Annotated in this window: 14 protein-coding genes; all 14 read left to right on the forward strand. The window is 47.3% G+C overall.

Translation table 11 applies throughout. The annotated features are described in order from the left end of the window. The first annotated feature begins 154 nt into the window (after positions 1-154). Positions 155-1,120, forward strand: a complete 966-nt coding sequence (locus WBV27_RS04625) for a PstS family phosphate ABC transporter substrate-binding protein (RefSeq protein ID WP_424199847.1) — start codon at positions 155-157, stop codon at positions 1,118-1,120. Between the two features lie 86 nt (positions 1,121-1,206). Then, positions 1,207-2,136, forward strand: coding sequence for a phosphate ABC transporter permease subunit PstC (gene pstC / locus WBV27_RS04630; protein WP_424199849.1), 930 nt, complete (start codon positions 1,207-1,209; stop codon positions 2,134-2,136). Continuing rightward, positions 2,136-3,008 carry a phosphate ABC transporter permease PstA gene (gene pstA, locus WBV27_RS04635; RefSeq protein WP_424199851.1) on the forward strand — a complete coding sequence of 291 codons (873 nt, stop codon included), beginning with the start codon at positions 2,136-2,138 and terminating at the stop codon, positions 3,006-3,008. Before pstC (WBV27_RS04630) ends, pstA (WBV27_RS04635) begins: the two co-directional genes overlap by 1 nt. 50 nt (positions 3,009-3,058) lie before the next feature. Then, positions 3,059-3,808, forward strand: coding sequence for a phosphate ABC transporter ATP-binding protein PstB (pstB, locus tag WBV27_RS04640; RefSeq protein WP_272161907.1), 750 nt, complete (start codon positions 3,059-3,061; stop codon positions 3,806-3,808). A 66-nt stretch (positions 3,809-3,874) separates the two neighbouring features. Then, positions 3,875-4,549 (forward strand): phosphate signaling complex protein PhoU, encoded by a 675-nt coding sequence (gene phoU / locus WBV27_RS04645; protein ID WP_424199853.1) that lies wholly within the window; start codon positions 3,875-3,877, stop codon positions 4,547-4,549. Between the two features lie 374 nt (positions 4,550-4,923). Then, entirely contained in the window at positions 4,924-5,784 is an 861-nt protein-coding gene (locus WBV27_RS04650) for a phosphate ABC transporter substrate-binding protein PstS family protein (protein ID WP_424199855.1), read from the forward strand. Between the two features lie 99 nt (positions 5,785-5,883). After that, positions 5,884-6,801, forward strand: coding sequence for a phosphate ABC transporter permease subunit PstC (pstC, locus tag WBV27_RS04655; RefSeq protein ID WP_424199870.1), 918 nt, complete (start codon positions 5,884-5,886; stop codon positions 6,799-6,801). A 2-nt stretch (positions 6,802-6,803) separates the two neighbouring features. Beyond that, positions 6,804-7,688, forward strand: a complete 885-nt coding sequence (gene pstA / locus WBV27_RS04660) for a phosphate ABC transporter permease PstA (RefSeq protein ID WP_424199872.1) — start codon at positions 6,804-6,806, stop codon at positions 7,686-7,688. Between the two features lie 33 nt (positions 7,689-7,721). Next, complete coding sequence (gene pstB, locus WBV27_RS04665; protein WP_424199857.1) at positions 7,722-8,528, forward strand: phosphate ABC transporter ATP-binding protein PstB; 807 nt, start codon at positions 7,722-7,724, stop codon at positions 8,526-8,528. A gap of 12 nt (positions 8,529-8,540) precedes the next feature. After that, positions 8,541-9,305 carry a phosphate ABC transporter ATP-binding protein PstB gene (gene pstB, locus WBV27_RS04670; protein WP_424199859.1) on the forward strand — a complete coding sequence of 255 codons (765 nt, stop codon included), beginning with the start codon at positions 8,541-8,543 and terminating at the stop codon, positions 9,303-9,305. A gap of 43 nt (positions 9,306-9,348) precedes the next feature. Further along, a complete protein-coding gene (phoU, locus tag WBV27_RS04675) occupies positions 9,349-10,017 on the forward strand; it encodes a phosphate signaling complex protein PhoU (protein WP_424199861.1) in 669 nt (222 codons plus the stop codon). Between the two features lie 184 nt (positions 10,018-10,201). Beyond that, the gene (locus WBV27_RS04680; protein WP_424199863.1) at positions 10,202-10,549 is read left to right on the forward strand and encodes an ArsR/SmtB family transcription factor; all 348 of its coding nucleotides are present in this window, start codon (positions 10,202-10,204) and stop codon (positions 10,547-10,549) included. Between the two features lie 105 nt (positions 10,550-10,654). Continuing rightward, positions 10,655-13,498 carry an excinuclease ABC subunit UvrA gene (gene uvrA, locus WBV27_RS04685; protein ID WP_424199865.1) on the forward strand — a complete coding sequence of 948 codons (2,844 nt, stop codon included), beginning with the start codon at positions 10,655-10,657 and terminating at the stop codon, positions 13,496-13,498. Positions 13,499-13,727: 229 nt separating this feature from the next. Then, positions 13,728-14,290, forward strand: a 563-nt coding sequence (locus tag WBV27_RS04690; RefSeq protein ID WP_424199867.1) for an SHOCT-like domain-containing protein, incomplete at its 3' end; no start/stop codon positions are given.

Below are 14,290 nucleotides of genomic sequence, written 5' to 3' on the forward strand. Positions count from 1 at the left end.
CGGAGGGTTCATTTACAAAACATTTACAAAAAAGAGGGAAACTCAACAAAAACTTTACACGAAACCGCAAGGAAATTAACAAAAGACCGTTAATATTAGGGTTGTGAACAGGCAATGACGTTCAAAAAAACCTCAATATAAAGGATGGTAAAAAATGAACTTTGGCAAATTATCTAAATTCGCAATGGCTTTAACTATCGGCGCTACATTGGCGGCTTGCGGCAATGGTGACGGAGGAGACGCAGCAACAGAAAGCGGTGCGGCAACAGAAAGCACAACTGGAAGCAACGATATCTTAGTCGATGGATCTTCCACAGTATTCCCGATCATGGAAGCAGTAGCAGAAGAATTTTCAATCGCCAATCCAGATCTCAGAGCGACTATCGGCGTATCCGGTACAGGTGGCGGATTTGAGAAATTCATCGCAGGCGAAACAGACATCAGCAATGCTTCTCGTCCGATCAAAGACGAAGAAATCGCCTTGTTGGAAGAAGCAGGCATCGAATATACAGAGTTCCAAATTGCCTTGGATGGCTTGACAGTAGTTGTGAACAGCGATAACGACTGGGTAGATCAATTGACTATCGAAGAATTAGCAATGATCTGGACAGAAGGAACCGGCGTAGAAACATGGGCGGATGTCCGTGAAGGCTGGCCGGAAGAAAAAATCGAGTTGTTCAGCCCGGGTACTGACTCAGGAACGTACGATTACTTTGATGAAGTGATCTTGGATGGCGAACAAATCAATAAAGTAGCTTCATTATCTGAAGATGACAATGTCTTGGTACAAGGTGTTTCCGGATCCGAAAATGCTATCGGGTACTTCGGTTATGCATACTTCCTGGAAAACAGTGACATCGTTAAAGCTGTTCCGATCGTAAACGCTGAAGGCGTTGCAGTCACACCTAACGACACAACAGTTCAAGATGGATCTTATGAGCCACTTTCTCGCCCATTGTTCATCTACGTGAAGAACGAGTCATTGAAAAATGAGAATGTCTATGAGTTCACGAAATACACATTGGAAATGGCAGCCGAAATGGCAGCTGAGGTTGGCTATGTAGCTCTACCGGCTGAATCTTATGAAACAGCTTTGACTACATTGGAAGGTTTGAAATAAACAAAACCAAATAAATGACTAAGGGATGTGAGGGAAGCGAGCGTTTTGCTTCCCTTGCATCTCATCTTTATTAGAGGAGAATCAATATGTCCAAATCTGTCAAAGACTTGATGAACGAAAAAAGTTCACGACAAAAATCTTTGCAATTTACAGAAAAAGCAATGCCTCTTTTTTTTCTGGTCTGTGCGATCATTTCGATCCTGACGACATTCGGGATTGTGTTCACGCTGGCAAAAGAAACATGCACGTTTTTCAGTGATGTTCCGATCCTGGAATTCCTTGCCGGAAAAGAGTGGTATCCTTTCTTCAAAAATGATCCCAGTTTTGGGATTTTGCCGTTATTGAGTGGAACATTCTTGATAGCAGGCATTGCGATGCTCGTAGCTGTACCGCTCGGTCTAGCATCAGCCATCTATTTGAGCGAATATGCAACCGAACGGACCAGGAAAATCGTCAAGCCGGTTCTGGAGGTTTTGGCCGGTGTTCCTACGGTAGTCTATGGGCTGTTCGCCTTGACGTTCGTTACCCCTTTGCTGCAGACGGTTATCCCGAACTTGCCGATATTCAATGCGCTAAGCCCTGGTATTGTCGTGGGGATCATGATCATCCCGCAGATTACGTCCTTGTCGGAAGAAGCGATGGGTGCTGTGCCGAACGCCATGCGTGAGGGTGCCTTAGCTTTAGGGGCTACCCGTTTGGAAGTGGCGCTTAAAGTCATTTTACCGGGGTCCTTGTCGGGGATCATCTCTTCCATTGTATTGGGAATCTCGCGTGCGGTTGGCGAAACGATGATCGTATCCACAGCTGCTGGCTCCACGCCTAAATTTACGCTTGATGTAACAGAATCCATCCAGACGATGACTTCCTACATTGTCCAGGTCAGCATGGGGGATGCCACATATGGTTCAACCATTTACTACAGCATCTATGCAGTAGGGATGACTTTGTTCCTCTTCACCCTGCTGATGAACCTGTTGGCGAATTATGTGTCTCGTCGTTTTAGGGAGGAATATTGATGAAATTAGTAGAGAAGAACAACAAAAGAATCAACAACCGGCTGATGCTGAACAATGTATTCAAGGGACTTTTTTTTCTGGCCACTTTTTTTGGTATCGTCGTCTTGGCTATCCTGGTCATGCGGATCGTCTCGCAAGGAGCCAGCTATCTTGATTGGGATTTCTTGAGCAATTATGCCTCAAGAAAAGCGGAAGATGCAGGCATCAAAGCTGCTATCCATGGGACCGTCTGGATCATGGCCATTGTCGCTCCAGTATCACTCATTCTGGGTGTCGGAACGGCGATCTATCTTGAGGAATATGCTCCCGATAATAAATTTACGCACTTCATCGAGTTGAATATTTCGAATCTTTCCGGCGTGCCGTCCATTGTTTTCGGGCTCTTGGGGCTGACTGTGTTCGTCCGCTTGCTGGAAATGGGCAGAAGCGTCCTGGCGGGCGGTTTGACCATGAGCTTGATGATTTTGCCGGTGATTGTTGTTTCCAGCCAAGAAGCGATTCGCGCTATTCCAAAGGAACAATACGAGGCCTCTTATGCGATGGGCGCCACAAAATGGCAGACGATCCGTACAGTCGTTCTTCCGGCAGCTGTGCCCGGAATCCTTACCGGATCGATATTGGCTCTTTCAAGGGCAGTCGGGGAGACTGCACCGCTATTGATGATCGGAGCGATGACCTTTATCGCCTATGTTCCGGAAAGCATCTTATCCGGGTTCACGGCAATGCCGATCCAAATCTTCAACTGGGCAGGACGGCCCCAAGAAGAATTCCAAGCTGTTGCTGCAGCAGGAAGTATTGTCTTGATGCTTATGTTGGTCATCATGAACTCACTGGCGATCTATATCCGCAATAAATTCTCGAAGCGTTATTAAATTAGGAGGGTACTCATTTGAATCCAGAAGTGAGCTTAAAAGATAAAAAAATGATTTACAGCGTGAAAGATTTCAACTTATGGTATGGAGATACACACGCTCTGAAAAACATCCAACTTGATATCCCGACAAAGGAAGTCACGGCGATCATCGGACCATCAGGATGCGGCAAGTCCACTTTCATCAAAACCTTGAACCGGATGGTCGAGTTGGTTCCGAGCGTAAAAATGACGGGATCGATCAATTACAACGAACAGAACATTTTTGATCCTAGATACAAAGTGGAGCAGCTGCGTACGGATGTGGGGATGGTCTTCCAAAAACCGAACCCTTTCCCAAAATCGATCTATGAAAATATCGCATACGGGCCTAAAATCCACGGCATCAAAGATAAAACCATTTTGGATGAGATTGTTGAAAAAAGTTTGAAGGGTGCAGCTCTTTGGGATGAAGTAAAAGATCGACTGAAGCAGAATGCATTTGGGTTATCCGGTGGGCAACAACAACGTTTGTGCATCGCCAGAAGTCTTGCGGTGGAACCGGAAGTACTTTTGATGGATGAGCCGACTTCCGCATTGGATCCTATTTCGACGTCCAAAGTCGAAGAACTTATCCAGACTTTGAAAAAAGATTACAGCATCATCATCGTTACCCACAATATGCAACAGGCAGCCAGAATTTCGGACCAAACGGCCTTCTTTTTAAATGGAGAAGTGGTAGAATATGATAAGACGGAAATCATTTACTCCAATCCGAATGACAAACGCACAGATGATTATATCTCTGGTAAATTCGGGTAAGACTGGGCTATAATGGGATAAGAGATGCACTGTGATGCATAATGACATGTAACAGGGGGCGAAAAGATGAGAAAGATTTTTGAAGAAGAATTGCAGGATTTGCACGTACTTTTCTCTGAAATGGGGAAAATGGTGAATGAAGCAATCTACATCTCAGTTAAAGGTTTTGTGAATCATGATAAAGAGCTTGCTGCAGAAGTGATAGCGAGTGATATCGTCATCAACCAAAGAGAAGCGGAAATCGAGAAAAGATGCTTTGAATTGATCGCGTTGCATCAGCCAGTCACTGGTAACCTCCGCAGAATCGTTACCATCATGAAGGCATGCGCGGATCTGGAGCGTATGGCAGATCACGCCGTAAGTATTGCGAAGTCGACTATCCGTGTTAAAGGCAATAAGCGCAATTCCGATATCGAAGCAGCGATAGCAGAGCAATCAGAAAAAGTAAAAGTCATGGTGGAGGAAGTACTTGCCGCCTACATCAAAACGGACATCGAAAAAGCAAAAACAGTTGCGCTTAGCGATAAACTGGTTGATCAGGCCGCCGAATATATCTACGGACGCGCCATCGAAGAGATGAAGCTTGATCCGGAACTCGTTCTGGGAGCGACAGATTACATCATGGTTGCCGGCTATCTCGAGCGGATCGGCGATTATGTAACAAATATTTGTGAGTGGATCATTTATTTGGGGACAGGGAAAATCATCGAATTGAACACAAACAACAAATTCGAAGACTAACAGATTTATGAGTTCAGGATGAGAAGAGATTAAGCCAGGAAGGCCTTGCAATCGAACCCGATTGCGCGGCACCTTCCCGGCTTTTTTTGTACTTTTCAGTAATTGCGGCCAAAAGTGGATGATTGAAAACACTCATGAAAATGTAATAAATATTTCTGTGCTATATGTAAGACAAGCGTTCCGCCGATTTGTTATAATATGGATAATCATAGAGTAAATTTACAGAAAAATAACGTAAAATCAACGTTACAATGTTCCATCAATAAAATATATGGTGGATTTACATAAAATTTACAAAAGAGATACGAAACATTTACAAAAATTCGTTACGATGGATAAGTATGTGTTCAAGGTTAATACATGGGAGGTACACAATGAAATTAAGATATGTTTCAGCCATAGTCAGTCTTGCTGCTGTCTTTGCGCTATCTGCCTGCGGTCCTGTAGTCGATGAGGAATCCATCACCGCGGTAGGCTCTTCTGCGCTGCAACCGTTAGTCGAGGCCGCTGGGGAACAGTTCAGTGCGGAAAACCTCGGGAAATTCGTCAATGTCCAGGGCGGCGGTACCGGAACTGGCTTGAGCCAAATTGCCGCAGGTGCGGTCGACATCGGCAATTCGGATATTTTTGCCGAAGAGAGGGAAGGAATCGATGCCAGCCAATTGGTGGACCATCGTGTCGCCATCGTCGGCATCACACCTATCGTGACGCCGGGTGTCGGTGTAACGGATCTTTCCATGGAAGAGTTGCGCGGCATCTTTACCGGCAAATACAGCAATTGGTCCGAATTGGGCGGAAAGGATCTGCCAATCGTCGTATTGAACCGCGCGAAGGGCAGCGGAACCAGGGCGACATTCGATAAATGGGTTCTGGCCGGAGAAGAAAGCATCATCACCCAAGAACAGGAATCCAACGGAACCGTCCGTCAGATTGTTGCTTCAACACCAGGCACCATCAGCTATGTATCGTTCTCCTACGTCAATGAAGATGTCGAGGCGCTTTCCATAGATGGGGTGAAGCCGACACCGGAGAACGTTACGACTAACGCATGGGTCATTTGGGCATATGAACATATGTACACGAATGGCGAACCTACGGGATTGACGAAAGAATTCCTGGATTACATGCTGTCGGAAGAAGTGCAAGGCAATCTGATCGAAGCGTTGGGATACATTCCTTCGACGCAAATGAAGGTTGATAGGGATATTGAAGGAAACGTAACACCGATCGAATAACAGCAACTGAAATATCATTGCGATGAGAGGCTGCCGCCTTTTTGGAGGACGGCGCCTTTCGTTGCGGCTCAAAGTTTAAGAGGAGGGTTTCTCTTGGAAATGACACCAGGAAACTTAATGAAAAAGTCAAGTAAACGCAGATTGGAATCATTTGGACGCACCATCAGTCTGATCAGCACGGCAGTCATCGTCTTCATCGTGCTGTCCATTCTATATTTTGTCACCAGCAAAGGGATATCCACCTTTGTTACGGATGGCGTATCACTAGGGGATTTTTTGACGAAGAGCATCTGGAACCCCGGTACCGTCGCTGATGACGGCACACCATTAGTCGGCGCCTTACCGATGATCGCAGGCTCGTTTTTGGTCACTTTGATTTCCGCAGCCTTGGCGACACCGTTTGCCGTGGCTGCAGCCTTATTCATGACGGAAATTTCACCGAAATCCGGGAAAAAAATTCTGCAGCCGGTTATTGAACTGCTTGTCGGTATTCCTTCTGTCGTATATGGATTCATCGGCTTAACGGTCGTCGTGCCGTTTGTCCGCTCTCTGTTCGGCGGTACCGGATTCGGTATTTTTTCTTCCACATTGGTCCTGTTCGTCATGATCTTACCGACCGTGACCAGCATGTCAGTGGATGCGTTGAACGCAGTCCCTCGTCATTACCGGGAAGCTTCCCTTGCTATGGGAGGGACGCGCTGGCAGACCATCTATAAGGTGGTTTTGCGGGCAGCAACCCCGGGCCTGCTGACGGCAGTCGTTTTCGGTATGGCGCGTGCGTTCGGAGAAGCCTTGGCGGTTCAGATGGTCATCGGAAATGCGACTTTGATGCCGAACAGCCTTGTGACGCCGGCTTCGACATTGACAAGTATTTTGACGATGAGCATGGGGAACACCGTGATGGGAACCTTGGAAAACAATGTTCTCTGGTCATTGGCGACCATCCTCCTGTTGATGGCTCTATTCTTTAATATTTTGACACGCTACATCGGAAAGAAAGGAGCCGTTAAAAAATGAACATGGATCCCAAAAAAGTAGACAAATTTATGGTCGGACTGATCTATCTGTTTTCCGGAACGATCATCCTTATTTTGGCAAGTCTGTTGCTCTTTATCTTATGGCGCGGTCTGCCCCAGTTTTCATGGGAATTTCTGACGGCACCGGCAAAATCCTTCCAGGTAGGCGGCGGAATCGGAGTGCAGTTATTCAATTCCTTTTACCTCTTGATCCTGACGATGCTGATCAGCACGCCACTAGCGCTGGGAGCGGCGATTTACCTTTCGGAATATGCACCTCAAAATTGGTTTACCGACATCATCCGTACTGCTATCGAAGTTTTGAGTTCCTTACCGTCAGTTGTAGTCGGACTCTTCGGGTTCCTGATTTTCGTCATCCAATATGATTTTGGCTTCTCGATCCTTTCGGGAGCCTTGTCACTGACCATCTTCAACCTGCCGCTTTTGACACGAACAATCGAAGATTCCTTGCGGGCGATTCCGTCTTCCCAGCGTGAAGCTGGCTTGGCATTGGGCCTTTCCCGCTGGGAGACAGTGACGCTGATCATTCTTCCGGCTGCTTTGCCGGGTATTCTGACCGGGATGATTTTGGCTGCGGGCCGTATTTTCGGTGAAGCAGCCGCACTGATCTATACAGCCGGGCAGAGCGCGCCGGCTTTGGATTTCACAAACTGGAATCCGCAATCCATCACAAGTCCGTTGAATATTTTCCGGCCTGCCGAGACATTGGCTGTGCACATCTGGAAAATCAACAGTGAAGGCGTGAAACCGGATGGGGCGCAAGTATCTGCGGGTGCCTCAGCAGTACTGGTGTTGGCTGTGCTTATCTTCAATCTGACCGCCAGAAGTTTGGGCAGAAGATTGCAGAAGAAGGCCACTTCAGCATAGAACCGGAAAATTGACTTGAAGGAGGGACCCTTGATGGGAAATGAAAAAACACTGGAAACGAATATCATCCGGATGCGTCCTGAGGCTGAAGTTGCCTTGAAGACAAATGATCTGCACGTTCATTATGGCGATTTTGAAGCAATCAAAGGCGTTTCCATGGAATTTGAAAAGAATAAAATCACCTCGCTGATCGGACCGAGCGGGTGCGGGAAATCGACTTATCTTCGTTCATTGAACCGGATGAACGATACTGTTCCCGGAGCAAAGGTGACTGGGGAAATCATTTACCAAGGCATCGATGTCAACGTGCCTGAAGTCGATGTGTTCGAAATGCGGAAAAATATCGGGATGGTATTCCAAAGACCGAATCCTTTCAGCAAATCGATTTATGAGAACATCGCTTTTGCATTGAGAAGACACGGCATGAAAGACAAGTCGGCATTGGATGAAATCGTCGAAACCAGCCTGAAACAAGCGGCCCTTTGGGACCAAGTGAAGGACCAGTTGAACAAAAGCGCCTTAGCACTCTCTGGTGGACAACAGCAGCGTCTCTGCATCGCACGAGCGATCGCACTGAAACCGGATATCCTACTTTTGGATGAACCTGCCAGCGCGTTGGATCCGATATCGACTTCTCAAGTCGAAGAAACCTTGCTGGAGTTGAAGGAAAAGTATACGATCATCATTGTTACACACAATATGCAACAAGCATCGCGGATCAGTGACTATACGGCGTTCTTCTATTTGGGCAATGTCATTGAATATGATGAGACCAGAAAAATCTTTACCCGTCCGAAGATTCAACAGACGGAAGATTATGTTTCTGGGCATTTCGGCTAGGAGGAAAGCAACGTGAACAGCACAAAACCCATTATTGAAACGCGTGATGTACATTTATATTACGGAAAGAACGAAGCGTTGAAGGGCATTTCGCTTGATTTTCATAAAAAAGAAATCACGGCTTTGATCGGGCCGAGCGGATGCGGCAAGTCCACTTACTTAAGGACCCTTAATCGCATGAACGACCTGATTCCGGATGTGACGGTCACCGGGAAAATCAGTTTCAATGATCAGGATATCTACAGTCCGCAGATGGACACTGTAGAGTTGCGGAAAAAGGTCGGCATGGTTTTCCAACAACCGAACCCATTCCCGTTTTCGGTATTCGACAACGTAGCATATGGCTTGCGCATCGCCGGGATGAAGGACAAGGAAAAAATCGCCCGGATCGTGGAAGAAAGCCTGAAGAAAGCAGCTGTCTGGGATGATGTCAAAGATAAATTGGATCAGAGCGCCTTATCTTTGTCAGGTGGACAACAGCAACGTGTCTGCATCGCCCGGGTCTTGGCGATCGAACCGGAAGTCATTTTGTTGGATGAACCGACGAGCGCATTGGATCCGATTTCCAGTGCTCAGATCGAACGGATGCTTATGGAATTGAAAAACGAGTACACGATGATCATTGTTACGCACAATATGCAACAAGCATCACGGATTTCGGATAATACTGCCTTTTTCTTGAACGGTGAATTGATCGAGTTCGGGGAAACAAGCCAAATTTTCACGAATCCAAAAGAAAAACAAACGGAAGATTATATTTCTGGACGTTTTGGCTGATCCGTTGCATAATGAAATATATTTACAAAGGGGTTGGTTTGTGATGAGACGAGTGTTTGAAGAGGAATTAGAGAGTTTGCACGCTCACTTTTTGAAGATGGGTGTGTTGGTCAATGCTGCGATCCATAAGTCAATCGATGCTTTTGTCACGCACGATAAGGAACTGGCGCAGCAAGTCATAGATGAAGATGCGGCCATCAATCAGCTCGAGAACGATCTGGAAATCGAATGCTTCGAGCTGATTGCTTTGCAGCAGCCTGTGACAACGGACTTGCGCAAAATCGTCACTGTGATGAAAGCCAGCGCGGACTTGGAACGGATCGGCGATCATGCAGTCAGTATTGCAAAATCGACTATCAAAGTGAAGGGCAAAAAGCATGATGCCGATATCGAAACGGCCATCGCGGAGACAGCTTTGAAGGTCATGGACATGGTCAAGGAAGTCCTGGATGCCTATGTCGTCCTCGATGTCGAACGCGCGCGGGAAATTGCGGCGCGGGATACGGAAATCGATGCTGCTGCCAAAAATATCTATGAAAACTGCATCGAACAAATGAAGCAAGATCCAGAGATTGTTTTGGGTGGAACAAACTACATGCGTATTTCGACTTATTTGGAAAGAATAGGCGATTATGTAACGAATATCTCCGAGTGGATCATTTACTTGGATTCCGGAGAAGTCGTAGAATTGAATGTCCATCATAAAATTTAATGAGAATAGCGTTGCGATGCCCAAGAGGTGTTGCAACGCTTTTTTTCTGGATCAGTCAGTGCTTAAACCAAGGCAGTTTGCTTGCAGCTGCTTGATTTCGACAGCAAGGGCAATAGCTTTCATAGAACGGATGAATTTGCTAAAATAAGTATTGAAGGTAAGGGATAGGGGTCTTAGTGAGATGATGTCAGACTTGAATACAGAAACGATACAAGCAGTTACGAAAATTTTCAAATTGATCGGCGATCCGACCCGTTTTTTGATCCTGCATGTGTTGGAAAATCGGGAACTGAACGTAAACGCCATCGCGGAGGAACTGGACTTGGAGCAATCCGCAGTGTCGCACCAGCTGAAGAAGCTGCGGGAAGCGAAGTTGGTAAAAAGCAGAAGAAGCGGAAAAAATATCCTGTACAGCCAAGACGATCAGCATGTCTACGAAATTCTGCATTTGGCTGTCGAACATGCCGAACACGGCAGGGAGGATATGCATAATGAGGATGGGACAGCTACAACGAACAAGAACAATCCATGAATAAACGTGCGAACTAGTGTTCTTTATGGGCCTGGATATGGTATACTACAGACAACATGAATCAGACGAAATTCAAGAATAAGTCAAAGAAGGATCTGAGAAAATATGGCAAAAGACCAAATCATCGTACGGGGAGCCCGTTCGCACAACTTGAAGAATATAGATGTCACCATCCCAAGGGACAAGCTTGTCGTCATGACCGGTCTTTCCGGATCGGGCAAGAGCTCATTGGCTTTTGATACGCTTTACGCAGAAGGTCAAAGACGGTATGTGGAAAGCCTCTCTGCCTATGCGCGCCAGTTTTTGGGTCAGATGGATAAACCGGATGTGGATAGTATCGATGGCTTGAGTCCTGCGATTGCGATCGATCAGAAGACGACGAATCGCAATCCGCGTTCAACAGTCGGCACAGTTACAGAAATCAACGATTTCCTGCGCCTGCTTTTTGCCCGTGTGGGGCATCCGATTTGTCCGAATGACGGCACGCCGATCATCAGCCAATCACCCGAACAGATGGTGAATCAGGTTTTGGAGCTGCCGGAACGCACGAAACTGCAGATACTGGCCCCGATCATCAAAGGAAAAAAAGGGCAGCACAAAAAAGTATTCGAGGACATCAAGAAGCAAGGATACGTCCGCGTCCGCGTCGATGGGGAATTGTTTGATGTTTCCGAAGACATTGAATTGGAAAAGAACAAAAAGCATGATATCGCGATTGTTGTCGATCGCCTGGTTATCAAGGAGGGCATCCGCTCGCGGATTTTCGATTCGATCGAAGCGGCATTGCATCTGGCTGATGGATACGCCGTCGTTGATGTCATCGGCAGTGAAGAGCTTTTGTTCAGCGAACACCATGCCTGTCCTTATTGCGGATTTACGATCGGTGAGATCGAACCGCGCCTGTTTTCTTTCAACGCGCCTTACGGAGCCTGCTCCGAATGTGATGGGCTGGGGATGAAATTGGAAGTAGATCCCGACTTGATCGTTCAGGATAAACAGCTTTCCCTGAATGAAGGGGCGTTGGTGCCTTGGAACCCGATCAGTTCGAATTACTATCCGGAAATGCTGCGCCAGTTTTGTGGACAGAACGGGATCGATATGGACCTTCCGTACGCCGAACTGAGCAACGACACCCAGCAGAAACTGCTCTATGGTGCTGGAGGCGAACTGTTCCATTTCCATTACCAGAATGAATTCGGCGGTGTCCGCGATGTCGATATCCCTTTTGAAGGTGTCATCACCAATGTCAATCGACGCTACAAAGAGACATCGAGCGATTTTACGCGCGAAGCGATGCGCCAATATATGACCGAGTTGCCTTGCCATACTTGCCATGGCTATCGCTTGAATGAGCAAGCCCTGTCCGTGAAGGTGGCCGAACACGACATCGGTCAAGTCACAGAGTTTTCCATCGAGAATGCGGTCGCCTTCTTCGAGGGTATTTCCCTTTCGGAACAAGAGAAACAGATTGCGGCGCCTATCCTGAAGGAAATTTTATCACGGCTGACGTTCCTGAAGAACGTCGGCCTTGACTACTTGACGCTGAGCCGGACGGCGGGCACGCTTTCCGGTGGGGAAGCGCAGCGGATCCGCTTGGCGACGCAAATAGGCTCCAACCTGTCCGGTGTACTCTATATTTTGGATGAGCCATCCATCGGGTTGCATCAACGCGACAACAATCGGTTGATCGAATCGATGAAAAACATGCGCGACCTCGGCAACACGTTGATTGTTGTGGAACATGATGAAGACACGATGATGCAGGCGGATTATCTGATCGATATCGGACCGGGTGCGGGCGAACTCGGCGGTGAAATCGTGGCTGCCGGAACGCCCGAGCAAGTCATGAAAAACAAGAAATCCCTGACCGGAAAATATCTGTCAGGAAAATTGTTCATCCCGGTCCCTGAGAAACGAAGGACGGAAGACAAAGGGGCCGTGAAAATCACCGGCGCCACTGAAAATAACCTGAAGAATGTGGATGCTGCCTTTCCTTTAGGGAAAATCGTGGCAGTCACAGGCGTTTCCGGTTCAGGAAAGAGCTCACTGGTCAATAATGTCCTGAAGACAGCCCTGGCCAAAGAATTGACCCGTACGAAAGAAAAACCGGGAAAGTTCAAGACAATCAGCGGGTTCGAAGGTCTGGAGAAAGTCATCGATATCGACCAAAGCCCGATCGGACGGACGCCGCGAAGCAATCCGGCAACCTACACCAGCGTCTTCGATGACATGCGCGACCTTTTTGCCAGCACCAACGAAGCCAAAATACGCGGCTACAAAAAAGGCCGTTTCAGCTTCAACGTCAAGGGTGGGCGTTGCGAAGCCTGCCGCGGCGACGGCATTCTCAAGATCGAGATGCATTTCCTGCCGGATGTCTACGTGCCTTGCGAAGTCTGTCATGGCACACGCTACAATTCGGAAACCTTGGAAGTGCAATACAAAGGCAAAAACATCGCCCAAGTCTTGGATATGACGATTGAGGAAGCTTTGGCCTATTTTGAAGCCATCCCTAAAATCAGGCGCAAACTGCAGACCATCGTCGACGTCGGCCTCGGCTATGTGACATTGGGGCAGCCAGCCACGACGCTATCCGGCGGTGAAGCCCAGCGGATGAAGCTGGCCAGTGAACTGCAACGCGTTTCAAGCGGCAAGACATTCTACATACTGGATGAACCGACCACAGGGTTGCACACGCACGATATCGCCAGATTGTTGCAAGTTTTGGACCGCTTGGTGGAAGCTGGCAATACGATCGTCGTGATCGAACACAATCTCGACGTGATCAAAACGGCAGATTACATCATCGATATGGGTCCTGAAGGCGGAGCTGGCGGAGGAACCGTCCTCGCAACCGGCACGCCGGAAGAAATCGCCGAAGTGAAAGGCAGCTACACCGGCCAATTCCTGAAACCCATTCTGGAACGGGATAAAGCAAGAAACAAAAAATAATGATAGTCACTAAAAGGCCAGCCGATTCCGGTTGGCCTTTTGTTGTACCCGTTCCGCTTTTCTTACAATCCTCTAGTCATTTCTGCTGAAGGGAAAATCAATCTTTAGACCTATGACAAGGGAAAGGAAATTGGGCATAATAAGGACATAAGCAACAGATAATCAGAAATAGGCAGACTGTCCCATGTCAGTGAATAGATAAATGGATAACCATCAAGGAGGAACTACCATGAATGAAAGAGACCGTATTTTAGCGTTGGTAAGAGAAGGCATCATCACTACAGAAGAAGCCTTGGTGCTTTTGGAAAACTTGGCGAAGCGCGAAGGTAAAGATGCAGTGAAGTTGAATCAGCAACAAGATTTTACTGATTCAAAGGATACTGCATCAAAATATACAGAGCAAACGGATCAAGTCTCCGATCAGGAGCGGGAAGACCGTAAAAATTTGGAAAAGATTTTGGATGAATTGGCCAGCGAGATTTCTTATTTCTCCTCTCAGATCGATGCGAAAGGCGAAGCACTCCAATCGCTGAAAAAACAGATCAACGACAAAGCCGAAAAAAGACAAGAATTAGCCACAGCCGATGAACTGGGCGATTTGACGGGCGAACAAGAAATCACCCTGATGCGCTTGGATGAAGAACTGGAAGGCCTGCGCGGACAAGCTGCCGCACTGGAAGCTGAAAAATTCGAGATGGAACAAAAAATGCGCAGCCTCAAGAAGGAGCATGTGGAAAACAGCGTGAAATCCTTTGGCGAGAAACTGGGCAATAAAGAGGAATGGAAAGATAC

The sequence above is a fragment of the Trichococcus sp. genome (assembly GCF_049589555.1).
In the GTDB taxonomy this organism is placed as follows: Bacteria; Bacillota; Bacilli; order Lactobacillales; family Aerococcaceae; genus Trichococcus.